This is a genomic window from Haloferula sp. BvORR071 (assembly GCF_000739615.1).
In the GTDB taxonomy this organism is placed as follows: Bacteria; Verrucomicrobiota; Verrucomicrobiia; order Verrucomicrobiales; family Akkermansiaceae; genus Haloferula.
In genome coordinates this window covers 309,658-332,455 of the sequence record NZ_BATP01000007.1, presented here as the reverse complement: position 1 = coordinate 332,455, position 22,798 = coordinate 309,658, and the positions used below count along the sequence as shown (strand labels likewise).

Sequence of the window (22,798 nt, the reverse complement as noted above, 5' to 3'; positions counted from 1 at the left end):
TGCTGCGGCCCCCAAAATTCGCGAATGGCGGGATGGCTTACTTCTTCTGCCGTGCGCTGGCCTTGAGGCGCAGGGCGTTGAGGGCGATGAAGCCGGTGGCGTCGTCCTGGTTGTAGGCCGCTTCCTGGCCGCCTTCCATGGTGGCGACGGCTTCGGAGTAGAGGCTGTGCGGGCTCTTGCGGCCGGCGTTCATGACGTTGCCCTTGTAGAGTTTCACGCGGACTTCGCCGGAGACGGTCTGCTGGGTCTGGGTGACGAGGGCCTGGATGGCCTCACGCTCCGGGGCGAACCAGAAGCCGTTGTAGACGAGCTGGGCGTATTTCGGGATCAGGCCGTCGCGGATGAACATGGCCTCGCGGTCGACGGTGAGCGCTTCGAGGTCGCGGTGGGCAGCGAGGAGGATGGTGCCACCCGGGGTCTCATAGACGCCGCGGGACTTCATACCGACGAAGCGGTTCTCAACGATGTCCACCCGGCCGACGCCATTGCGTCCGCCGAGGAGATTGAGCACGCGCATGATGCCGTAGGGAGTAAGGAGGGTATAACCGTCCTTCTGGCCGGTGACCTTCACGTCGCCGAGCTCGGTGATGAGGGCGGCGAGGCCCTCGTGCTTGAGGCCGATGGCATCGCCCTTGTCGAAAAGGATCTCCACATACTCCGGCTTGTCCGGGGCGTCTTCCGGGGCCACGGAGAGGACATACATCTCGCGGTCGGCCTCGGTGGTGGCGTCATACCAAGGATCTTCGAGCATGCCGGCCTCGAAGGAGATGTGCAGGAGATTGCGGTCCATCGAGTAGGGCTTCTTCATGGAAGCCTTGATCGGGATATTATGGGCATCCGCGTAGGCGATCATCTCGGTGCGGCCGGGGAATTGCTCGCGGAAGGAGGCGTCGCGCCAAGGGGCGATGCACTTCACATTCGGCGCGAGGGTGGCGGCGGAGAGTTCGAAGCGGACTTGATCGTTGCCCTTGCCGGTGGCACCGTGGGCGATGGCGTCGGCACCTTCCTTGAGGGCGACTTCGAGCATGCCTTTCGCGATGCAGGGGCGGGCGATGGAGGTGCCGAGCAGGTAGCGGCCCTCGTAGATCGCGCCGGCCTGGATCATCGGGAAGATGAAGTTGGCGGCGAAGTCTTCCTTCAGGTCACCGATGTAGCACTTGGAAGCGCCAGTGCTCAGCGCCTTGGCCTCAAGGCCGTCCAATTCGTCGCCCTGACCGACATCCGCGCAGTAGGCGATGATTTCAGCATTGTACTTCTCCTTGAGCCAGAGAAGTAGCACGGAGGTATCCAAGCCCCCGGAGTAGGCAACGACGATTTTCATGGCGCGGGAGGACAGCATGGGGGCCCCGGCGGGGCAATGACGAATGACGAATTTCCGAATTCGAAATCCGGTCGGGAAGCTTGGTCCTCAATCCCGCTTGCTACCTGCGAATGCGTCCCTTCTAGTGCCGCCGTGTTCGCCACCTACGTGCATGATTTGAGTCCGGTGTTGATCCGGTTCACGGACGCGATCCAGCTCCGCTGGTATGGGCTCGCCTATCTGGCTGCCTTCGTGGTCGGGGCCTGGCTGCTGAACATCCTGGCGAAGCGGAAGCTGTGGGTGCTGCCGGCGGGAGCGGCGGGGGATTTCATCTTCGCGGCGGGGATTTTCGGAGTCTTTCTGGGGGGGCGGCTGGGGTATATTCTGTTTTATTACCTGCCGAATCCCAAGCACGGCTGGGGGGCGCTGCTGGAGGATCCGCTGGTGATTTTCAAAGTCTGGGAGGGCGGCATGGCTAGCCACGGCGGGATCTTGGGGCTGGTGATCTTCACCTGGGTGTATGCGCGGCGGAAAAAGGTTTCTTGGCGCGGGCTTGGGGACGGGCTGTGCGTGGTTTCGCCGCTGGGCCTATTCTTCGGGCGAATGGCGAATTTCATCAACGGCGAGCTTTACGGCCGGACGACGCAGGGGGTGGCGTGGGCGATGAAGTTCCCTCTGGCGCTGGTGGACGACAAGCAGCCGGAGTGGCACCGCCTGCCGGACGCTCTGGAGGCGGCGGCGAATGCTTCGCCGGCCTTCGAGAAAATCTATTCGGCGGCCGTGGCCGCGGGGCCGGAGGGACCGACGGAGCAACAATTGTTTGACCAGATGCTGGTGTTCCAGCGGCACGATCCGGCGATCTCAAGGGCGATCGAGCCGTTTTTGGAACCGCGGCATCCCTCGCAATTGTATGAGGGAGCGCTGGAGGGCTTGGCGCTTTTCGCGATCCTGTGGTTCGTGCGGGTGCGCTATCCGAAGGCTCCGCAGGGCGTGCTGACGGGCCTGTTTTTCATCTTCTACGCGCTATTCCGGATCTTCGCGGAGCAGTTCCGGGAGCCGGATGCGGCGATGCTGGGCCCGCTGACGCGTGGGCAGTTCCTCTCGCTGTTTATGATCGTCGCGGGGCTGGTGTTCCTGACCTCCTCACGGTGGGTGAAGGGGAAGTATCCGGCGACGCTGGGTGCGGCGGAGGGAAGATGAGGGATGTCGAATTCCCGAATGACGAATGGAGTGTGAGGGGAGCGGAAAGCTCCCCGGAAAGGGGCAACCCTCTGGTTTGAGATGATTCGCCCAGCCGGAATGGCGCAGCCATTCCGCTACGGAAGAAAAGACGACGGCTGTGCCGCGGCGACCTGAGGTAGGTCAAGCCGCGGCGATAAGCGCTGCGGCTACTTTGGAATCGTCAGGGACTGGCCGGGACGGATGATCGAATTCGTGCTCTTGAGGCCGTTGGCCTTTTGCACGGCGCTGGCGGTGGTGCCGTAGCGCTTGGCGATCGAGTTGAGATTGTCGCCCGACTTCACCGTGTAGCGCGAGGACGAGGACTTCGGCTTGGCCTTGGTCTTGGACTTCGACGCCACTTCCTTGTTCGGAGTGGTCTTCGGCTTCACGACCACCGGCTTGGACTTGCTCTTGCTGGAAGCGGAACCTGAGGAAGCGGTGGCCTTGGGCTTGGTCTTGGAGACGGTGCCGTCGGGATTCTTGTAAACGCGAGTGGTGGTCGTGGAGACCGGCTTGGGCCGCTCGTTGGCAGCCAAGGTTGGCGGGGGAACGGGCTCCGGGACGACCGGCACATTGGCCGCTTCGCGGTCCGGCTGGGCGTCGACGACTTGCGTGGATCCCTTGCGCCATTTGGAGGGGCTGTCGGCCCATGCTTCCACGTAGTTGCCGCGGGCATCGAAGGGGCCTACCCCGGTCGAGCCGGGGGTGCTTCCGCCACCGCCGCCGCCAGTGCTTTTGCAGGAGCACAGAATCACGGACACGAGGGCGGCGGGGAGGTAAAACCAACGCAACTGCATGCGGGGGATTATGGAAAACCGGCGGCGCTTGGCAAAGCTTGAATGTCCGGACGGGCCATTTGGGGCGCTGGCCAAGAGGTTGCCTTGATTGGCCGGTCCGGGGGCGGCGCGAATCCGGCGATTTGCCCTTGATTCCGGCCGGATGTCCTGTAAGCCGTGAGCCCGCCGAGTAAGGGGCATTAGCTCAGTTGGTAGAGCGCTTCGTTCGCAATGAAGAGGTCAGGAGTTCGAATCTCCTATGCTCCACTTTCCCTTCTCCAGTCAGGAGCTTGGGGATGAGTGGCGGAGTCGGCCGGGCTTGTGCCGCGGGACGACGGCGCTGAGGCTTGAGGCCATGGCCTTGTTACTGGGGCTATCGTAGTAATTACTACGGTCTGTGGCGGGGTCGTATGGTCCCCGATTTGTTGTTAGGGACCGGGGGCTTCGTCTCGCTCTGGAAACATGGCGATCATGTCAGTTGGCCGATTGGATTCGGCGGGGAAGTTGTGCAATGGGGTGGTCTGCGGGGTAGCTCGAGGGGCGCATTTTGCATTGCGGCTCTATGGAGTTGGGGGAGGGGTGCAGCGGGTTAGAGCCTTGGTTTGGGGTTGGGAATAGTTAAGTCAAATGGTGGTTCGTCTGAACATTGCACCAAAGGGCAGACTTATCTGCCCCAAGTGCCAATTTCCGTGATCAAGGACATGCTGCATGGTGGCTGTCATGGTCGGAGAGCAGCGAAGAATCATTGCCAGCGGTGAGGATGCCGGTGGCAGCAAATCCGGGCTGCCGCCGGCCAGACGGGCGAGGCTCCGTAGCGGAGGGCTCCGTGGCAGGCCGACACCCCGCGGCCGCAGTTCCGGTGGAGCCTGAGCCCCGCCCAAAAGGATTCCAGACCAACTCTTCCTGTTCCGAATCGATGAAAGCGAAACGCAATTTCAAACATGTGCGCAGTGGCATGCCGTGGCTGACACTCCTGCTGGCAAGCACCCCGTGCCTGGCGATCGAGGCTCCTGAGGCGGCGGTTCCGCAAGATACGGGCTGGCCGCGCGACGTGACGGCGGCGAAGGCGCAGATGACCCTCTACCAGCCGCAGATCGACGAATGGGAAGGTTACCGCCTGTTGCATGCGCGGCTGGCAGTTTCCCTGAAGCCCGCGGGCGAGGCCCCGGTGCTGGGCGTGGCGGAGATCACAGGCGAGACCACGGTGGACAAGGAGGAGCGCAGCGTGCTGATCCGGAATATCCGGGTGGATGACGCGCACTTCAGCTCGGTGAAGCCGGAAGACGAGACAAGGCTGGTGGCGCTTTTGAAGGACAGCTTTCCGGTGGCTCCGACGACGGTCTCGCTCGACCGGGTGCTGGCCAACGTGAAGCTATCGAAGGAGTCGTCGCATCCGGTGGAGGTGAAGATGGATCCGCCGCCGATCTTCATCAGCACGACGCCGGCGATGATCCTGATGATCGAGGGCAAGCCGGTGCTGGCACCAATCGACAATACGACTTTGAAGTTCGTGGTTAACACGAATTGGGACCTGCTCTTCGACGAGGCATCGTCGAGCTACTACCTGTTGTCCGGTGATGAATGGTTGACCGCGAAGGAAGTGGCGGGGCCGTGGACGCTCGCCGATTCGATCCCGGCGGAATTCGCCAAGCTGCCGGATGACGATACCTGGCAGCACGTGAAGCACGAAGTGCCGTGGAAAGTGGCGAAGGGAATGATCCTGCCAAAGGTGTTCTATTCGGACAAGCCGGCGGAGCTGATCTCGTTCAAGGGCGATCCGGTGTGGGAGAAGATCGAGGGAACAAAGCTGTCTTTCGCGAACAACACGGAGAGCGATGTCTTCCAGAATGAGGCGGACGGCAGCATCTACTATCTGGTCAGCGGTCGGTGGTTCAAGACGACGAAAATCGATGAACCATGGACCTATGCGGGGAACAATCTGCCCGAGGATTTCAGCAAGATCCCGGAAGATGGGCCATGCGGCGATGTGTTGGCCTCGGTGCCGGGAACCGAAGAAGCGGAGGATGCGGTGATCTTGGCCTCGGTGCCGGTGGAAGCGGTGGTGCACATCAAGGAGGCGGAGGCCAAGGCGAAGGCGAGCTACCAAGGTGCACCCGAGTTCAAACCGATCGAGGGCACGCAGATGCAGTATGCGGCGAATACTTCGTCGGATGTGATCGAGTACCACGACAAGTACTACCTGTGCCAGGATGCGGTGTGGTTCATCTCGACCTCGGCGACCGGGCCGTGGGCGATCTGCAAGGATGTGCCGGATGAGATCTACAGCATTCCGCCATCATCCCCGGTGTATCGCGTCACCTATGTGAACGTGGAAGATGACAACGACGACAACGACGATGAAGTGACCTGCAGCTATACCGCGGGCTACTTCGGGACCTTTGTCGCGGGGCTGGCCTTGGGCGAATGCCTGATGTGGGGGACGGGCTACTACTACCCGCCCTATGTTGGTTGGTGGGGCCACTATCCGGCATACTATCCCTATCACTACAGCTACGGCTGCGCAGCGGCCTACAACCGCTGGACCGGTGGTTATGCGGTGGGGGAGAGGGTCTACGGGCCCTATGCCTCGGCGGGGCGTGCGGCTTGGTACAATCCTGCGACCGGACGCTATGGGCGAGCGGCGCATGTGGAGGGGCCCTATGGCGGGCGCACGGTGGCGGGTGCCTACAATCCGCGGACCGGCACCGGCTGGGTCACTCACCAGGGTAACAACGGCTACGCGCAGTGGGGCGCATCCGCCGCGCATCGCGGCAACCGCTGGGTGGAATCCGCGCATGTGGCGGGCCCCAATGGCGGAGCGGCGGCCTGGCGTGGCTCGAATGGGGCCGGGACCTTCCACTGGAGCGACGAGGGGCACGGCGGCATGGCCGTGCACAACGGTGACTTTTACGCGGGGCACGATGGCAACGTGTATCGCAAGGATGACGGCCAGTGGAGCAAGTGGGAGAACGGCGGCTGGCAGCCGGCGGGGCACAATGCGGATGGCTACCGGCCGAATCCGGGACCGGACCGCAATGGCTTCATCTCAGGGCAAACGCGGAAGAACCTGCCTGGATATTCGGGTGGTGTGAGGCCGGGACAGGGAGGCGCGGGTGAGCGGAATCCGGCCTTCGAGAATCGCCCGGGAGCGGGTGGCAGTGGTGAGCGGAATCCGGCCTTCGAAAACCGGCCTGGAGCGGGTGGCAGTGGTGAGCGGAACCCGGCCTTGGACAACCGGCCCGGTGCCGGCGGCAGTGGAACACGGAATCCGAATCTTCCCGCGCGGCATGTGACGGACCCGGGTGAGGTGCAGAATCGCCTGAACCGGGACGCTTATGCCCGTGACCGCGGCGAGGCTCGGACCCAGCAGTTCAACCAGCAGCGGTCCTTCAACCAGGGTGGCGGTGGTTTCAACCGCGGTGGGGGCGGATTCAACCGCGGCGGCGGTGGCTTTGGAGGTGGTGGCGGTGGCTTCAGTCGCGGAGGCGGCGGATTCCACCGGCGGTGAGCTCCACGGGCGGCGGATCCCGGGGAGGGGATCCGCCGTCCCCCTCTGCATCGCCTTGCTGCCCTGCCTCTCTAGCAAGAAAGCCCAGCCGAATGAATTCCAGAATCATGATCATGAATAGAACTACGATCCAGTGCTCCCTGCTTGCGCTCGCTTCCGTGTTGCCGCTCCGCGCGGAAGATGCGGACCTGGCGAAGAAGCTCAGCAACCCGGTGGCGGACCTGATCAGCGTGCCCTTACAGGGGAACCTCGACTTCGGCCTCGGGCCGGGAGGCGGCACGAAGTTCACGCTGAATATCCAGCCGGTGATCCCGATCTCCTTGAACGAGGACTGGAACGTGATCTCGCGCACGATCCTGCCGGTGATCGACCAGGAGGGGATCTCTTATGGTGGCGTGGACGATGAGTTCGGCCTCGGGGACATCACGCAGAGCTTCTTCTTCTCGCCGAAGAAGGGCGAGCCCTTCATCTGGGGCATCGGGCCGGCCTTCCTGATCCCGACCGCGACCGACTCGAGCCTGGGTCTGGAGAAGTGGGGCGTGGGGCCGACGGTGGTGATCCTGAAGCAGCAGCACGGCTGGACCTACGGCGCGCTGGCGAACCACCTCTGGGACTTCGCCGGGGATGATGACCGCGCGTCGGTGAATGCGACCTTCATCCAGCCCTTCGTCTCGTACACGACGCCGCAAGCCACCACCTTCACGCTGAACCTGGAGTCCACCTACGACTGGCAGCGGGAGCAGTGGAACGTGCCGGCAAACTTCGTGGTGAGCCAACTGATGAAGATCGGCGGGCACCCGGTGCAGTTCTTCGGCGGGGCGCGCTACTACCTCGAACGGCCGGACAGCGGGGCGGAGTGGGGCCTGCGCTTCGGGGTGACCTTTCTTTTTCCGAAGGGCTAGAGACGAATCTAGTCTAACAGAAACCGCAATCGACTGAAACCATGAAACACAACATTCCATCCCTGATCCTGGCGCTCGTGGCTCTGTGCTGCGGCCCGCTGTTCCTGGGCAGCTGCGCCAGCACCGGAGCTTCCAGCACCGAGCCGCTGCTCTCGGCGGCGGGCTTCACGAGCCGCACGCCGCAGAACACGAAGCAGCAGGAGCTCTACACCCAACTGGCACCCTATAAGCTCCAGCGCGGCGAATACAAGGGCAAGGTGATGTATGCCTACAAGGACGAGGCGAAGGGCGTCGCCTACGTGGGCGATGAGGCGGCCTACCAGCGCTACCAGAAGCTCGCCGTGGAGCGCCGGATCGCGCAGGAGAATTACCAGGCCGCCCAGATGAACCGCGACTTCGCCTACGGCTGGTACGGCGCTTACGGGCCTTACTACGGCTACCACCGCCCGTACTGGTGATTGCGCGTTGCAAAGCAGTCTCCCCTTGACCCTTGCTCATGAACATCGACTCGATACCCGTGTGGTTGATCCTGGTGGGGTCCATCCTGCTGGTGATGCTGTCGCTGGAGCTAGGCTATCGTCTCGGGCACCGCTCGCGGCGCAAGTCGGAGGATGAGAAGGAGTCTCCGGTTTCGGCGATCGCGGGCTCGGTGCTGGGGCTGGTGGCCTTCATCATGGCCTTCACCTTCGGGATCGTTTCCGAGCGTTATGAGTCACGGAAGGCGCTGGTGCGGGAAGAGGCGAACAGCATCGGCACCACCTACCTGCGGACGGACTTCATGCCGGAGCCGGACAGCAGTGAGTCCAAGACACTGCTCAAGAACTACGTGGCTGAGCGGGTTGCCTTCGCCGACCGCTTGCGGAGCGGGCAGATAAGCGGCGAGGAGATGTCAGGGGCCTTGGCCAGGGCGGGCGAAACCCACAAGCGGCTGTGGGATCTGGCGGTGGCCAATGCACGGAAGGACATGAACTCGGACGTGGCGGCCCTCTATATCGATTCGCTGAACAGCACGATCGATCTCCACGCGATGCGGGTGGCGGTGTCCCTGCAGGCGAGGATCCCCGCCGGGATCTGGGACTCGCTCGCGGCCCTGACTTTCCTGGGGATGCTCGCCGTGGGCTATCAGATGGGGATTGCCGGGTCGAAGCGCTCGCTGGTGCAGCCGATCCTGGCGGTCTCCTTCAGCCTGGTGATCGCGCTGATCGCTTCGCTGGACCGCCCGCAGGCCAGCTTCATCGAGGTCTCGCAGCAACCCTTGGTCGATCTCCTTAACTCCATGAAATGATTCTCTCTGTTCTATTCAACGAATTCCCCACGACCATGAAACCAAACGATATGATAAATGGCGACGGGCCGCGATGCGGCCATCTCCGGAGGTCGCGGCACTTGGTGCCCGCGATTACCATCGCCTTTGCGGCGGCCCTCAGCGGGCTCGCCGCAGCGCAGGACAAGAAACCCAACATCCTCGTCATCTGGGGAGATGATATTGGCACTTGGAACACCAGCTTCTGGAGCCGCGGCATGATGGGATACCAGACGCCCAACATCGACCGAATCGCCAAGGAAGGCGTGGCCTTCACCGACTACTATGGCCAGCAGAGCTGCACCGCGGGACGGGCCGCCTTCATCGGCGGCAATGTACCGGTGCGCACCGGCATGACCAAGGTCGGGATGCCGGGTGCCAAGGAAGGCTGGCAGAAGAGCGATGTGACGATGGCCACCGTGCTGAAGTCGCAGGGCTATGCCACCGGCCAATTCGGCAAGAACCACCAGGGCGACCGCGACGAACATCTGCCGACGCAGCACGGCTTCGATGAGTTCATGGGCAATCTCTATCACCTCAACGCCGAGGAGGAGCCGGAGCATGAGGACTACCCCGGCGACATGATCATGGCCGATGGAAAGACCTTCAAACAGAAGTTCGGTCCGCGCGGTGTGATTCATTCGTATGCCGATGGCAGGATCGAGGATACCGGTCCGCTGACGAGGAAGCGGATGGAAACCGTGGACCAGGAAACGCTGGCGGCGGCCAAGGATTTCATCCAGCGGCAGACCAAGGCGGATAAGCCCTTCTTCGTCTGGTATAACACGACGCGGATGCACTTCCGCACCCATGTGCTGGCAGAACATCGCCACAAGGGCAACGACGAGTATACCGACGGGATGATCGAGCACGATGCGATGGTCGGAGACATTCTCAAGTTCCTCGATGACAACAAGCTCACCGACAACACCATCGTGATGTATTCGACGGACAACGCTCCGCACTTCAACACTTGGCCTGACGGTGGCATGGTGCCCTTCCGCAGTGAGAAGAACTCGAACTGGGAAGGTGCCTATCGCGTCCCGTGCTTTGTGCGCTGGCCCGGCCATATTCCGCCTGGAACGGTGCTGAATGGGGTTGTCTCGCATGAGGATTGGCTGCCGACCTTTGCGGCCATCGCCGGAGCGCCCGACATCAAGGAAAAGCTCAAGGAGGGCGTGGAGCTGAACGGGCGCAAGTATCGCAACTACATCGACGGCTACAACCAGCTCGACTACATCACCGGCAAGACCGACAAGGACCCGCGTCGGGAGTTCATGTATGTGAACGACGACGGCCAGATCGTGGCCATCCGCTACGATGCTTGGAAGGCGGTCTTCCTCGAAAACCGCGGGATGGCCTTCGAGGTTTGGCGTGAGCCCTTCACCGAGCTGCGCGTGCCGCTGCTGTTTAACCTGCGGCGCGATCCCTTCGAGAAAGCGCAGCACAGCGCGAACATTTACAACGATTGGTTTTTGGACCGCGTCTACCTCTTGGTGCCGATGCAGGTGTATGCGGGCAACTTCCTGAAGACCATGGTGGACTACCCGCCGAGCCAGACTCCGGGTTCCTTCAATCTGGAGAAGGTCCAGAAGCAGATCGAGGCTTCGATGGGTGGCAAGTAAGGATTCGATTCAACCCCATGCGGGTCACCCCATCCGGGGTGCCCCGCTTTCCCACCTCATCATCAAGCCATGAAGACCTTAGTGCGGCATTCGCGGGCATTCTTTTGCGCGCTCCAGATCCTGGTCATTCCACTCGATGCGGCGGAAGATCCGCTGCCATCGTGGAAGGATACCGGTCCCAAGAAGGCCATCGTCGAGTTCGTCGGGAAGGTGACCAAGGAAGGCGGGCCGGACTTCGTGCCGGTGCCGGAGCGGATCGCTACCTTCGACAATGACGGCACGCTATGGGCCGAACAGCCGATTTATTTCCAGGCCTTCTATGTCTTCGACAAGATCAAGGAGATGGCACCGCAGCACCCCGAGTGGACCGTGATGGAGCCTTTTGCCTCGATCCTGAAGGGTGACATGAAGACCGCGCTGGCGGGTGGGGAGAAGGCGCTGGTGGCACTGGTCATGGCCACGCACTCGGGAATGACGACGGATGAGTTCGAGAAGTCCGTGACGGAGTGGATCGCCACGGCGAAGCATCCGAAAACCGGCAAGCCCTTCACGAGCATGGTTTACCAGCCGATGCTGGAGCTGCTGGCCTATTTGAGGGCGAATGGCTTCAAGACTTTCATTGTTTCCGGCGGCGGAATCGAATTCATGCGGCCATGGGTGGAGAAGACCTATGGGATCCCTCCCGAGCAGGTGGTGGGATCGAGCGGCGGGCTGAAGTATGAAGTGCGCGACGGCACACCGGTGATCGTGAAGACGCCGGAGATCGTGCTGAACGATGACAATGTCGGCAAGCCGGTGGGCATCCAGCGGCACATCGGGCGGCGGCCGATTGCTGCCTTCGGCAACTCCGACGGGGACTTCCAGATGCTGGAGTGGACCACCAGCGGCAAGGGCGCTCGGCTGGGGATGATCGTCCATCACACGGATGCCGAGCGCGAGTGGGCCTACGACCGCGAGTCCCACATCGGGAAGCTGGACAAGGGCATCGATGCCGCGAAGGAGAAAGGCTGGGTCCTGATCAGCATGAAGGACGATTGGGCGAAGATTTTCCCAGAAAAATAGCCTCAGAAATCGATGAAGACTATCAGAGGAATTTCATGCGTCATGGCCGTGGCTGGCTTGGCGCTTTCAGGGCAAGCAAGCGCCCAAGGCGGGGACGTCATCAACAACGGTGCCGTAGCGCGCCGTGCCGTGGAAGCGGTGATCTGGGGCATGCCGATCGTGAACTACGACCGGATGCTGCAGGCCGCGATCGCGAATGGCGGCGCGGCTAACCAGGTGATATATTGGTCCCAGCCGGTCAATGCGAAGAACCAGACGCTGACGCCGAATCCGGATACGATTTACCTCAATCCCTTCTACGATACGCGGAAGGGGCCGGTGGTGCTGGAGATCCCGCCTGCCGGAGGTGATGGCGTGATTGTGGGCAGTGTGGACGTCGCCTGGCAGAATGCCTTGATCGATGTGGGACCTGCGGGCGCGGATGAAGGGAAGGGCGGCAAGTTCCTGATCACGCCACCGGGCTACAAGGACAAGGCACCGGAAGGCTACACCGTTTTGTCCTCGGATACCTATCAGGGCTTCGTGATCCTGCGCTCGAACTTCAAGAGCCGCAGCCCGGAGGACATCGCGACGGCGGTGGCGCACGGGAAGAAGATCAAGTTTTACCCGCTGGGAGACTCGCCCGATTCGACGGTCTTCGTGGATGTGTATGGGAAGGACTTCGACTCGACCATTCGCTATGACGCGAGCTTCTTCGAGTCACTGGACCGGATGGTGCAGATCGAGCCGTGGCTGGAGCGGGACAAGGTGATGATCGAGATGCTGAAGACGATCGGGATCGAGAAGGGCAAGCCCTTCCAGCCGGATGGGGAGACAAAGAAGGTCCTTGAGGCGGCGGCGAAGCAGGCGCACGCGGAAGTGACACGGACCTATGAGTCCGGCTTCGATCCATCCTTCTATCCGGGCACGCACTGGGCGGTGCCGATTTCGCAGGAGACGATCGAGGGGATGAACTCGATGTTTGCCGATGCGGACAGCTATCCGGTCTCGGGACGGGCGGCGATGTATTCGATCGCTTACTTCAGCCCGAAGCACCTGGGGCCGGCGCAGTTCTATCTGCTGGCGATCCATGACGGCAGCGACCAGCCCTTCGAGGGAAAGGGAAACTACCGGCTGCGGATCCCGGCGGATGCGCCGACGAGCCAATACTGGTCGGTCACGGTCTACGATGCGGAGACGCATGCGCTGATGAAGGGCATGCCCCACGCGAGCCGGGCTTCGAACGTGAAGGAGCTCCAGAAGAATAGCGACGGCTCGACTGATCTCTACTTCGGTGCGAAGGCGCCGGTAGGGAAGGAATCGAACTGGGTGCCGACCGACCCGGAGCGGGGTTTTGAGCTGATGTTCCGGGTTTACGGGCCGAAGCCCGAATTCTTCGAGAAGAAGTGGAAACTGCCGAATGTGGAGAAGGTCGGAGAATAACAACGACAAAACAAATCATGAAAACGAAGATTGCAGTTCTATCCCTGTGCTTGGCCGTCACCGGCGGCGTGTTCGCGCAGGATATGGTGCCTGTGACGGTGGACAATTTCGCCCGCGCCGAGTCGGACCTCTATATGGCGGGTTTGATCAAGGACAGCGGGGGAATCGGGAAATTCAGCCATCGCCGCGAGCCCGCGAACATCGACAAGCAGACGGTGATCCGGCTGAACCGGGACACGCTGTATTCGTCAGCGGTCTTCGATCTGGATGCAGGGCCGGTGACGATCACGCTGCCGGATGCAGGGAAGCGCTTCCGCTCGATGCAAGTGATTAACCAGGACCACTATGTGGTGACGGTGGTCTATGATGCCGGCGAGCATGTAATCACCCGCGAGGCCGCAGGCACGCGCTATGTGGTGGCTGCGATCCGCACGCTGGTGGATCCAGTGGATCCGGAGGACATCAAGCAGGTGCACACCCTGCAGGATGCGATCAAGGCGAGCCAGAAGGACGCCGGGAGCTTCGAGGTGCCGAAATGGGATGCGGTGAGCCAGAAGAAGGTACGTGATGCGCTGCTGGTGCTGTCTTCGACGGAGATCGGCTTCAGCAAGGCCTTCGGCAAGAAGGGCGAGGTCGATCCGATCCGGCATCTGCTCGGCACTGCCGCGGGGTGGGGTGGTAATCCCGACAAGGATGCGACTTACCTCAATTTCACCCCCGCGAAGAACGATGGCAAGACGGCCTACAAGCTAGTGGTGAAGGAGGTGCCGGTGGATGCCTTCTGGTCGATCAGTGTCTACAACAAGGAGGGCTACTTCGAGAAGAACTCGGAGAACTCTTACTCAATCAACGACATCACGGCGAAGAAGGCGGAGGATGGATCGGTGAAGGTGCAGTTCGGCGGCGAGCCGGACGGGGCCTCGAATCACATCCCGATCACGCCGGGTTGGAACTACACGGTGCGGCTGTACCGCCCGCGCGCGGAGATCCTGGACGGCAAGTGGAAGTTCCCGGAGCCGGTGGCGGTGGAGTGAACAGGTCGTCCGGGCCAAGGCTGTCCCCATTTTGAACTGATAGATTCCATGAAGATCCCATATCTGACCCTGCTGTGCTTCCTCGCGGGAGCGTCTTCGTCCTTTGCCGTGGAAGGCGCCTTGCCCCGCACGGTCTCGGGGGCCTCCGTGATGCCCTATCAGGGGCTCATCCCACCGGATCCGGGCTGGTTGGTCGGAGTGGGGGAGACCTTCTACAACGGGGACATCGGTGCGGCACGGCCGATCCCGATTCACGGGAATCTTGCGCTGGATGTGGAGGGGACCTTGTCCTTCACGCCGCTGACCCTGATGTACATTTGGGATACCCACTCGGAGTGTTGGAATTTTGCCTCTGGGGTCACCTTGCCGTTGGCCTATGTGGATATCGAGGCCTCGGTGACGGCGGGGCCCTTTTTGGGGCAGCGCAGCGATGACAAGTTCGGTCTTTTCGATATCGCGGTCACGCCGCTGATCGCCAGCTACCACTTCAGCAAGACGGACCACATGTCCCTCGGGCTAACGGTATGGGCACCGACCGGCGAATATGAAGAGGGTGCGCTTGCGAACCTGAGCACGAATACCTGGACCTTCATTCCGACGGTCGCCTACACCAAGATCCTGCCGGGGCCGAATATCGAACTCACCGCGCAGTGGAGTCTCCAGTTCTACACGGAGAATCCGGCGACAGACTATCAGGACGGCGTTGTCTCGGACCTTGAGTTCACCGCGATCAAGCGCTTCCAGAATGGCTTCGGCATCGGCTTGGTGGGGAGCTGGATGGACCAGTTGAACGACGATAGCGGCCCGACGGCGGACCGCCTGAATGGCTTCAGCGGGAGGGCCTTCGGCGTAGGGCCGATCATCGCGTACTCCACGAAGCTGGGTGAATCCGACTTCAGCGTAAATGCGCGCTGGGTCCACGAATTCGACAACGAGAACCTGCTCGAAGGCGATGTGGGGATGCTGAACCTGAGCCTGAAATTTTGATTCTTGGATAGAACACCATAATATGAAGACAAAAGACACAATGCTTCGGGACGAGCCGCAGAACGGTCTCTGCTCCAAATCCCGCCGGTGGCTGCCGGTGCTCGCGGTCGCGCTTGCAGCGGCCTTCACTGCGGTCTCCCACGCTCAGGAGAAGCCGAATATCCTCGTGATCTTCGGGGATGACATCGGGCAATCGAACATCAGCGCCTACAGCCGTGGGTTGATGGGCTTCACCACGCCGAATATCGACCGCATCGGGAATGAAGGTGGGGTGTTCGTGAACTACTATGGCCAGCAGAGTTGCACAGCAGGGCGTGCGGCCTTCATCCTCGGGCAGTGTCCGTTCCGCACGGGCTTGACGAAGGTGGGGATGCCGGGGGCGGCGGTAGGCATCCAGAAGGAAGACCCGACGATTGCGGAGTTCTTGAAGCCTCTGGGTTATGCGACCGGGCAATTCGGCAAGAATCATCTGGGAGACCGCGATGAGTTCCTGCCGACCAATCACGGCTTCGATGAATTCTTCGGAAACCTCTATCACCTCAATGCGGAGCAGGAGCCCGAGAACGAGGACTACCCGAAGGATCCGGCGTTCCGGAAGCAATGGGGCCCGCGCGGGGTGCTCAAGGCAACCGCGGATGGCAAGATCGAGGACACCGGCCCGCTGACCATGAAGCGCATGGAGACCGTGGACGAGGAATTCATGGGGGCTGCGAAGGACTTCATTGAGCGCAGCCACAAGGCGAACAAGCCCTTCTTCTGTTGGTTCAATTCGACCCGCATGCACGTCTTTACCCACCTCAAGCCGGAATCCAAGGGAAAGACCGGCCTGGGGATCCAGGCTGACGGCATGACGGAGCACGATGGACAGGTGGGCGAGTTGCTCAAGCTGCTCGATGACCTCAAGATCGCCGACAACACCATCGTGGTGTATTCCTCGGATAACGGAGCCATGAAGAGCATGTGGCCGGATGGCGGCGCTTCACCCTTCCGCTCCGAGAAGGACACCAATTGGGATGGTGCCTTCCGGGTGCCTGCCTTGATCCGTTGGCCCGGGCATATCAAGCCGGGAACGAATTTCATGGAACTCTTCTCGGCGGAGGACTGGTTGCCTACCTTCGTTGCTGCCGCGGGTGGGGATGCAAATTTGCGCGAGAGCGCGACCAAGGGGGTCCAAGCCGGGAGCAAGACCTTCAAGGTGCATATCGACGGTTACAACCAACTCGACTACCTTACAGGAAAAGCCGAGAAGGGCGCTCGCCACGAGTTCTTCTATTTCAGTGACGATGGCGACCTGATGGCCTGCCGCGACGATCGCTATAAATACATCTTCATGGAGCAGCGTGCGATCGGCGTGCAAGTCTGGGTAGATCCACTCGTCACCCTGCGCACCCTGCAGATGATCGACCTCAAGAGCGATCCCTATGAGTACTCCATCGACGCCTCCGCCTACTACAAGGGCTATTTGATGGATCATGCCTTCCTGATTCTGCCTGCGGTCGCGAAAGTCTCTGCCTATCTGCAAACCTACAAGGACTTCCCGCCGCGCCAGAAGCCGGCGTCCTTCTCGATCGACCAGGTCATCGAGAAACTGGAGTCGGGGAGCAAGGGTAAGTGAGCGGCAACCCGCCAAGTCTATGACAACGCTCGAACAGATCCAGGATCTGAAGCAGCGGATCAGCGCCTCGATCATCGGCCAGGATGCCGTGATCGGGCGCTTGATCATCGCGCTGCTGACGAATGGCAATATCCTGATGGAGGGCTTGCCTGGTCTGGCCAAGACACGGGCGATCAAGACGCTGGCGCGGCACCTGGAAAGCAAGTTCAGCCGCATCCAGTTCACACCCGATCTCTTGCCCGCGGATGTGACGGGATCGGAGATTTACTACGAGGAGGGCGGCAAGGGGCAATTCAAGTTCCAAGAGGGGCCGATCTTCGGGAACCTGGTGCTGGCGGATGAGATCAACCGCTCGCCGGCAAAGGTCCAGGCCGCACTGTTAGAGGCGATGGAGGAGCGGCAGGTGACGGTGGCCGGGACGACCCACAAGCTGCCAGAGCTCTTCATGGTGCTGGCTACGCAGAACCCAATCGAGCAAGAGGGGACCTACCCCTTGCCGGAGGCGCAGATGGACCGCTTCCTGATGCACATCTTCATCCAGCAGCCGGGGGATGAGGATGAGCTGAAGGTGCTCAGGCTGGGCCGCGGTGAGGAGTCGTCCGGCGGTCCTTCCGCTGATGCGACGCCGATTCCGCAATCAGTCGTTTTCGATGCCCGCAAGGAGATTGCCGCGGTCGCCACGAGCGATGCCATCGACCGCTACTTCGTAGATCTCGTCTCGGCCACCCGCAATCCCGGGCGCTATGACAAGGATCTGGCGAAGTGGCTGCACGTCGGTGCCAGCCCGCGCGGCACCTTGGCGCTCGACCTTGCCTCGCGGGCGTATGCCTGGTTGCAGGGGCGCAAGCAGGTCACCGCTGCGGATGTGCAGTCAGTCGCGGCCGATTGCCTGCGCCACCGGATCATTCCAAGCTACGAGGCCCGGGCGGAGGGCAAGAGCAATGACGACCTTATGGGCATGGTGCTCAAGCTGGTGGCCGTTCCCTGAAGATATCCCGCCATGAACGAGGCGATCCTACCGTCGATGCGCGCCACGCCTCCTCCGGAGGCACCGGGGGTGTATGCGGATCTCGGCGAGCTGATGCGCCTGCGCTACCGGAGCAGTGGCCTGAGCTTCCTGCCGCGGCAGCCGCTGCACTCGATTCTGGCCGGGCGCCATGCCTCGCGCCTGCGGGGTCGCGGGCTGAACTTCGAGGAGATCCGCCGCTATCTGCCGGGCGATGACATCCGCCAGATGGACTGGAAGGTCACCGCCCGCACCCGGGTGCCGCATACCCGCGTCTATACCGAAGAGCATGGGAGGACGGCATTGCTGGTAGTGGATCAGCGGCTTTCCATGTTCTTCGGCAGCAAGACGAACTTCAAGTCGGTGACCGCTGCAGAGGCTGCTGCCCTCGCGGCGTGGACGATCCTAGGGATGAAGGACGAGGTGGCGGGCATCGTCTTCGGCGACGCCGGGTTCGAGGCCTTGCCCGCCGGTGGTAGCAATGGGGCGGTGATGCGCCTGTTAGGAAAAATCGTGGAATATAACCGCGCGCTGTCCTTCAGCGCCGGGATCAGGCCCGCGCCGGAGATGCTCAATGTCGCGCTGCACCGCGCCGAGCAATTGGCGAAGCACGATACGCTGGTCATTCTGGTCAGTGATGGCAGCGGCGGCGATGGCGAGACCAATGCGGTTCTCAGCCGCATCGCAGCGCACAACGACGTGATGGTGGTGCTCATCCACGATCCGCTGGAGATGGACTTGCCCAAGGCAGGTCCGCGGGTCTTCGCGGCGGGAGATCTCCAATTGGAGGCGGACACCAGCAAGAAGTCGCTGCGGGAGACCTTCCACGATGACTTCCAAGAGCGTCTGGAAGCGGCCAAGCACTTCCTGATCCAACGCGAGGTGCCGATCATGCCGATCAGCACCGATGAGGATGTGGCGAAGCAGGTGCGCCGCCTCCTGGGCCAAGCGAGACGACGATGAATCCCGACCCCGCCAGTCTCGACCGCTTGCACGATGTCGTAGTCCCGGCACCGCAGCCATGGTGGCCCCCCACACCGGGATGGCATATCCTGTTAGGTGCGCTCGCACTCGTGTTGCTCACCCTTCTGTTGAAGGCCTTCATGCGCTGGCAGGCGAACCGCTATCGCCGGGAGGCGCTGGCGCTATTGCTGGAGACTCCACCTGATCAGCTTTCCGGGCTGCTCAAGCGGGTGGCTGTCAGCGTCTGGCCCCGGGAAGAGGTAGCGTCGCTCACAGGACCGGCATGGTTGGAATTTCTCGACCGCAGCGCGGATATGGATCTCTTCGTCGCAGGTCCGGGTCGGGAGCTGGAAGCATTGGCCTTTGGTGGAGCACGGGCGAACGATGCGGGTTCGCTACGTGAAGCTGCCCGGGAGTGGATCATGAGACACAGGAAGGAAGGTGCCTCATGCTGACACTCGCATATCCCTGGCTCTTGCTCCTGCTGGCGCTGCCCTTCGTGGTGAGAGCCCTGTGGCAGCCGCACCGCGAGCCGCGCCCGGGCCTCCAAGTGCCCTTCATGGAGCGGCTGGCACGGGCCAGCGGACAGCAGCCGGGACCAGGTGCTTCCGTGTTGCATGGCGTATGGTGGCGCTGGGTCGTGTTACCTTTGGCATGGATCGGCATTGTGCTGGCGCTGGCGCGACCGCAGTGGATCGGGCCTCCGGTCTCGAAGTCGGTTCCGATGCGCGATCTCTTGCTGGCCGTGGATCTCTCAGGGTCGATGGAAACCCAGGATTTTACCGATGCGGCTGGCAAGCAGGTGGACCGGCTCAGCGCGGTGAAGGAAGTGCTCGATGATTTCCTCGCGAAGCGCCAGGGCGATCGCGTCGGTCTGATCTTCTTTGGCAGCGCGCCTTTCGTGCAGGCCCCTTTTACGGAGGATCTGCCGGTTTGCCGCCAATTGTTAGACGAGGCTCAGACGAAGATGGCAGGACCCCAGACGGCCTTCGGCGATGCCATCGGTCTGGCCATCACCATGTTCGACCGCAGCGATATGAAGGAGCGCGTGCTGATCGCCTTGACGGACGGCAATGACACCGCCAGCCAGATTCCTCCGGCAAAGGCGGCCGAGATCGCGAAAGGGAAGGGGATCGTGATTCACACCGTTTCCGTCGGCGATCCACGGGTGGCAGGCGAACAGGCGCTGGACGTGCCTGCTCTCCAGGCGGTGGCCAGTGAGACCGGTGGCATCTACTCCGCCGCCTCCGACCGCAAACAGCTTGAGGAGATCTACAACAAGCTGGATGCCCTTGAGCAACGCAAGGCCGCGACCGTAAGCCATCGTCCCAAACGCGATGTTTTCCAGTGGCCGCTTGGCATCGGTGTGGTCGCGTCGCTCGTCTATCAGGCGCTGCTCTTGCTGGCTGCGGCCACTCGACGCGAAGTCGTGCCGGCAGTCGCGGAACCTGGAAAGGAGGCAGTGGCGTGATGGGTGACTTTCATTTCCTGCGTCCGTGGTGGCTGCTTGCCGTGGTCCCGGCTCTGCTGCTCGCTTGGGGCATGCTTCGCCATGCGGATCCCGCCCGGGAGTGGCGCGGTATCATCGCGGATCACCTGGTGCCCTATCTGGTCACCGGATCGAGGGGGAAGCGTCGCAGCGGGCCGGTGCTGTGGATGTTGGCAGGGTGGATCGTTTCTTGCGTGGCCTTGGCAGGGCCGGCATGGAAGCGCGAGCCATCGCCCTTCGCGGATGATGTGGCGGCGCTCGCGGTGGTGATGAAAATTTCACCCTCAATGAAGACTGAGGACATCGCGCCGGATCGGCTCACGCGTTCAGTGCAGAAGGTCCATGACCTGCTTGCGCGGCGTGGAGCGTCCAAGGCGGCACTTATCGCCTATGCTGGCAGCGCTCATGTCGTGATGCCCGCGACCAGCGATGCCGGGATCATCGATAGCTTTGCGGCCTCGCTCGACCCGAAGATCATGCCCTCCGAGGGCGATGCCGCGGCGGAAGCGCTGAAACTCGCCGACCGCTCGCTCAAGGATGCGGGTGGAGGCTCGATCCTGTGGATCAGCGATGGCATTGCACCGGAGCAGCATGCAGCCTTGTCGCAGTGGCGGAAGTCAGCCGGAACGCCGGTGAAGCTCCTTGCGCCTTTGCCGGATTCACCGGAGTTGGCTTCTCTAACAAAATCTGCGGACCTGGCGGGTGCCGATGTGATCCGCCTGACACCCGATGATTCCGATATCTCGGCTCTCGAGCGCGCTGCGAAATTCGCCACCCCCGTGTCAGCCGCGGAAGGGGATCGCTGGCAAGACAATGGCTACTGGCTCACACCTGTGCTTGCCTTGTTGATGCTGCCGTTCTTCCGCAAGGGCTGGATGGCTCCAACCGCCGCAAAGGCATGAACCTGAAACGAATCAATCCTTGGCTCGCATTTGGGGTGCTTCTCGCGGTGCTTCTGTTAGCCGGCTCGCTCCGCGATCCCGACTTCTGGAGCACGCCCGACCAGCGTGGTGATGCCCTGCTCCGCAAGAAGCGCTATGCGGATGCCGCCAAGACCTACGCCGACCCGTGGCGCATCGGTATCGCCCAATATCGCGACAGCCAGTTTGAAGCTGCGGCCAAGACCTTCGGCCGGGTCCCTGGCGCAACGGGGGCCTACAACGCGGCCAATTCTTGGCTCATGCATGGGGCCTATGATGCTGCTATTGCCGGCTACGACAAAGCGCTTGGCTTCCGTCCCGGTTGGCAGGAGGCCTTGGACAACAAGCAGCTTGCCATCACGCGCCGCGATCGCATGGGCGTTTCCGACAAGGAACGCGAGCAGGAGTCCGCGGAGGCCTACAAGCCGGACGAGATCGTCTTCGACCAAAAGGGCAAGGGTGACCCCGGCAAGGAGAAGCCGCCGATCCAGGGACCAGCCGATGATGCAAGCTTGCAGGCCACCTGGCTAAGGCGGGTCAAGACGACTCCGGCCGACTTCCTGAAAGCGAAGTTTGCATGGCAGGCTGCGAAAGGAGGTCAGCCGTGAAGCTTGTTGGATGGCTGGCCGTTCTCATGGCCTTTTGTCAGCTTGCCCACGGTCAGGATGCCCTGGCGCGGACGAGGCTGAAGGAATCCGGGGACATCTGGGTCGGTCAGAAGAGCACCCTGATTGTAGAGCTTCTGGCCCCTGGCTACTTCGATGGTGCGGCGGCATTCGACCTGCCGAAGGTCCCCGGGGTTTTGATATTCCCTCCCGTGGGATCTCCCGTGGTCTCGACCGAAACGATTGGAGACGCCGCCTACACCGTCCAGCGCCATGAGCTGATGGTTTTCGCGCAGCGGCCGGGAACCATCGTGATTCCCTCCAGCGAGGTCCGTATCAACTTCAAGCGGCAGCCTCTTGACCACGACTCGATCCCGCAAACGGTGAAGACCCAGGAGGTGAGCTTCAAGGCCGTGCTGCCACCCGGAGCGGAGGCCGGGCAGGCGCTGGTGAGTTCCGATGACCTCGATGTCATTGAGACCTGGCAGCCGGTTCCCGGTAGTAAGGCGAAGACCGGCGACGCTTTTGTGCGCACGATCTCTTGGTCTGCCTCCGATATCCCCGGCATGGCTTTTCCGCCCTTCGTGGCTGGCAGCATCCCGGGACTCGGCATCTACCCGGCAGATCCTTTGGTCGACGACCGCAGCGAGCGTGGCGAACTCCAAGGCAAGCGCGTGGACAAGGTCACCTACGTCTGTAAGACCGGCGGGCACTTCGTGATTCCTCCCTTCACGGTCCATTGGTGGGATCCGGCTGCAAAGGAAATGAAGCACAAGGACTTCGAGGCGAGGGTGTTCGATGTCCCGATGCCGCCCGAGCCACCGGTGCCATGGACGGCTAAACTGCACCGCGGGTGGCGAGCTTATGGCATGCTCACGATCGGAATTCTCGGTGGCGCCGTGCTTCTTGCGTTGCTCGCTTATCGCTTCAGGGATGCACTGGTCCGTTTCCTCGCGCGCCTTCGCCCGCGTCATCTCGCGCCCTTGAATCCTCCATCGGTAGTGCCTGTTAGGAAGTAGGCTGCCCGTTCTAACACTGCATCATTTGCAGGGTGTGGAAA

Annotated in this window: 20 protein-coding genes and 1 tRNA gene; 19 read left to right on the top strand and 2 right to left on the bottom strand. The window is 62.0% G+C overall.

The window, feature by feature from the left end; all coding sequences use genetic code 11:
* Positions 1–37: 37 nt before the first annotated feature.
* Positions 38–1,321, bottom strand: a complete 1,284-nt coding sequence (locus BV071_RS06700) for an argininosuccinate synthase (RefSeq protein WP_052572993.1) — start codon at positions 1,319–1,321, stop codon at positions 38–40.
* Positions 1,322–1,453: 132 nt separating this feature from the next.
* On the opposite strand from BV071_RS06700, the gene lgt reads away from it, so the two are divergent.
* The gene (gene lgt / locus BV071_RS06695) at positions 1,454–2,500 is read left to right on the top strand and encodes a prolipoprotein diacylglyceryl transferase (RefSeq protein WP_035603693.1); all 1,047 of its coding nucleotides are present in this window, start codon (positions 1,454–1,456) and stop codon (positions 2,498–2,500) included.
* A 188-nt stretch (positions 2,501–2,688) separates the two neighbouring features.
* Here the strand turns inward: lgt and BV071_RS32585 are convergent, their stop codons facing one another.
* Positions 2,689–3,318, bottom strand: coding sequence for a LysM peptidoglycan-binding domain-containing protein (locus BV071_RS32585; RefSeq protein ID WP_052572986.1), 630 nt, complete (start codon positions 3,316–3,318; stop codon positions 2,689–2,691).
* A 173-nt stretch (positions 3,319–3,491) separates the two neighbouring features.
* On the opposite strand from BV071_RS32585, the gene BV071_RS06685 reads away from it, so the two are divergent.
* The 18 genes from BV071_RS06685 (at position 3,492) to BV071_RS06600 (ending at position 22,757) form a co-directional block, all read left to right on the top strand.
* Positions 3,492–3,564: transfer RNA gene (locus tag BV071_RS06685), tRNA-Ala, on the top strand.
* A gap of 649 nt (positions 3,565–4,213) precedes the next feature.
* Positions 4,214–6,805: a hypothetical protein gene (locus BV071_RS06680; protein WP_052572985.1), complete on the top strand. Its 2,592-nt coding sequence runs from the start codon at positions 4,214–4,216 to the stop codon at positions 6,803–6,805.
* Positions 6,806–6,918: 113 nt separating this feature from the next.
* The gene (locus BV071_RS06675; RefSeq protein WP_265594147.1) at positions 6,919–7,707 is read left to right on the top strand and encodes a transporter; all 789 of its coding nucleotides are present in this window, start codon (positions 6,919–6,921) and stop codon (positions 7,705–7,707) included.
* Between the two features lie 41 nt (positions 7,708–7,748).
* On the top strand, positions 7,749–8,165 hold the full coding sequence (locus BV071_RS06670) for a hypothetical protein (RefSeq protein ID WP_035603689.1): 417 nt from the start codon (positions 7,749–7,751) through the stop codon (positions 8,163–8,165).
* A gap of 38 nt (positions 8,166–8,203) precedes the next feature.
* Entirely contained in the window at positions 8,204–8,992 is a 789-nt protein-coding gene (locus BV071_RS06665) for a DUF4239 domain-containing protein (RefSeq protein ID WP_052572984.1), read from the top strand.
* Between the two features lie 35 nt (positions 8,993–9,027).
* Positions 9,028–10,635: an arylsulfatase gene (locus tag BV071_RS06660; protein WP_265594146.1), complete on the top strand. Its 1,608-nt coding sequence runs from the start codon at positions 9,028–9,030 to the stop codon at positions 10,633–10,635.
* Between the two features lie 69 nt (positions 10,636–10,704).
* Positions 10,705–11,697: an HAD family hydrolase gene (locus BV071_RS06655; protein ID WP_265594145.1), complete on the top strand. Its 993-nt coding sequence runs from the start codon at positions 10,705–10,707 to the stop codon at positions 11,695–11,697.
* Positions 11,698–11,709: 12 nt separating this feature from the next.
* The gene (locus BV071_RS06650; protein WP_035603686.1) at positions 11,710–13,119 is read left to right on the top strand and encodes a DUF1254 domain-containing protein; all 1,410 of its coding nucleotides are present in this window, start codon (positions 11,710–11,712) and stop codon (positions 13,117–13,119) included.
* A 17-nt stretch (positions 13,120–13,136) separates the two neighbouring features.
* Positions 13,137–14,153, top strand: coding sequence for a DUF1254 domain-containing protein (locus BV071_RS06645; RefSeq protein WP_035603683.1), 1,017 nt, complete (start codon positions 13,137–13,139; stop codon positions 14,151–14,153).
* A 48-nt stretch (positions 14,154–14,201) separates the two neighbouring features.
* Positions 14,202–15,140, top strand: a complete 939-nt coding sequence (locus BV071_RS06640; RefSeq protein WP_052572983.1) for a transporter — start codon at positions 14,202–14,204, stop codon at positions 15,138–15,140.
* A 22-nt stretch (positions 15,141–15,162) separates the two neighbouring features.
* Positions 15,163–16,755: an arylsulfatase gene (locus tag BV071_RS06635; RefSeq protein ID WP_265594144.1), complete on the top strand. Its 1,593-nt coding sequence runs from the start codon at positions 15,163–15,165 to the stop codon at positions 16,753–16,755.
* A 19-nt stretch (positions 16,756–16,774) separates the two neighbouring features.
* On the top strand, positions 16,775–17,743 hold the full coding sequence (locus BV071_RS06630) for an AAA family ATPase (RefSeq protein WP_035603680.1): 969 nt from the start codon (positions 16,775–16,777) through the stop codon (positions 17,741–17,743).
* Positions 17,744–17,755: 12 nt separating this feature from the next.
* A complete protein-coding gene (locus BV071_RS06625) occupies positions 17,756–18,724 on the top strand; it encodes a DUF58 domain-containing protein (RefSeq protein ID WP_265594143.1) in 969 nt (322 codons plus the stop codon).
* Positions 18,721–19,179: a DUF4381 domain-containing protein gene (locus tag BV071_RS06620; protein WP_035603677.1), complete on the top strand. Its 459-nt coding sequence runs from the start codon at positions 18,721–18,723 to the stop codon at positions 19,177–19,179. Before BV071_RS06625 ends, BV071_RS06620 begins: the two co-directional genes overlap by 4 nt.
* Positions 19,173–20,195 (top strand): VWA domain-containing protein, encoded by a 1,023-nt coding sequence (locus BV071_RS06615; RefSeq protein ID WP_035603673.1) that lies wholly within the window; start codon positions 19,173–19,175, stop codon positions 20,193–20,195. Before BV071_RS06620 ends, BV071_RS06615 begins: the two co-directional genes overlap by 7 nt.
* On the top strand, positions 20,195–21,115 hold the full coding sequence (locus tag BV071_RS06610; RefSeq protein ID WP_035603672.1) for a VWA domain-containing protein: 921 nt from the start codon (positions 20,195–20,197) through the stop codon (positions 21,113–21,115). The genes BV071_RS06615 and BV071_RS06610 overlap by 1 nt, the downstream gene beginning before the upstream one ends.
* The gene (locus tag BV071_RS06605) at positions 21,112–21,741 is read left to right on the top strand and encodes a hypothetical protein (RefSeq protein ID WP_052572981.1); all 630 of its coding nucleotides are present in this window, start codon (positions 21,112–21,114) and stop codon (positions 21,739–21,741) included. The genes BV071_RS06610 and BV071_RS06605 overlap by 4 nt, the downstream gene beginning before the upstream one ends.
* Positions 21,738–22,757 (top strand): BatD family protein, encoded by a 1,020-nt coding sequence (locus BV071_RS06600; protein WP_265594142.1) that lies wholly within the window; start codon positions 21,738–21,740, stop codon positions 22,755–22,757. Before BV071_RS06605 ends, BV071_RS06600 begins: the two co-directional genes overlap by 4 nt.
* The last annotated feature ends 41 nt before the right edge of the window (positions 22,758–22,798 follow it).

Bases quoted from the DNA above. Each gene is read 5' to 3' on its own strand.
- BV071_RS06670 (WP_035603689.1), top strand. From the start codon at position 7,749: ATGAAACACAACATTCCATCCCTGATCCTGGCGCTCGTGGCTCTGTGC.
- BV071_RS06645 (WP_035603683.1), top strand. From the start codon at position 13,137: ATGAAAACGAAGATTGCAGTTCTATCCCTGTGCTTGGCCGTCACCGGC.
- BV071_RS06605 (WP_052572981.1), top strand. From the start codon at position 21,112: ATGAACCTGAAACGAATCAATCCTTGGCTCGCATTTGGGGTGCTTCTC.
- BV071_RS06640 (WP_052572983.1), top strand. From the start codon at position 14,202: ATGAAGATCCCATATCTGACCCTGCTGTGCTTCCTCGCGGGAGCGTCT.
- BV071_RS06635 (WP_265594144.1), top strand. From the start codon at position 15,163: ATGAAGACAAAAGACACAATGCTTCGGGACGAGCCGCAGAACGGTCTC.
- BV071_RS06700 (WP_052572993.1), bottom strand. From the start codon at position 1,321: ATGAAAATCGTCGTTGCCTACTCCGGGGGCTTGGATACCTCCGTGCTA.
- BV071_RS06655 (WP_265594145.1), top strand. From the start codon at position 10,705: ATGAAGACCTTAGTGCGGCATTCGCGGGCATTCTTTTGCGCGCTCCAG.
- BV071_RS06680 (WP_052572985.1), top strand. From the start codon at position 4,214: ATGAAAGCGAAACGCAATTTCAAACATGTGCGCAGTGGCATGCCGTGG.
- BV071_RS06665 (WP_052572984.1), top strand. From the start codon at position 8,204: ATGAACATCGACTCGATACCCGTGTGGTTGATCCTGGTGGGGTCCATC.
- BV071_RS32585 (WP_052572986.1), bottom strand. From the start codon at position 3,318: ATGCAGTTGCGTTGGTTTTACCTCCCCGCCGCCCTCGTGTCCGTGATT.
- BV071_RS06625 (WP_265594143.1), top strand. From the start codon at position 17,756: ATGAACGAGGCGATCCTACCGTCGATGCGCGCCACGCCTCCTCCGGAG.
- BV071_RS06630 (WP_035603680.1), top strand. From the start codon at position 16,775: ATGACAACGCTCGAACAGATCCAGGATCTGAAGCAGCGGATCAGCGCC.
- BV071_RS06650 (WP_035603686.1), top strand. From the start codon at position 11,710: ATGAAGACTATCAGAGGAATTTCATGCGTCATGGCCGTGGCTGGCTTG.
- BV071_RS06610 (WP_035603672.1), top strand. From the start codon at position 20,195: ATGGGTGACTTTCATTTCCTGCGTCCGTGGTGGCTGCTTGCCGTGGTC.
- BV071_RS06615 (WP_035603673.1), top strand. From the start codon at position 19,173: ATGCTGACACTCGCATATCCCTGGCTCTTGCTCCTGCTGGCGCTGCCC.
- BV071_RS06660 (WP_265594146.1), top strand. From the start codon at position 9,028: ATGAAACCAAACGATATGATAAATGGCGACGGGCCGCGATGCGGCCAT.
- BV071_RS06675 (WP_265594147.1), top strand. From the start codon at position 6,919: ATGAATAGAACTACGATCCAGTGCTCCCTGCTTGCGCTCGCTTCCGTG.
- BV071_RS06620 (WP_035603677.1), top strand. From the start codon at position 18,721: ATGAATCCCGACCCCGCCAGTCTCGACCGCTTGCACGATGTCGTAGTC.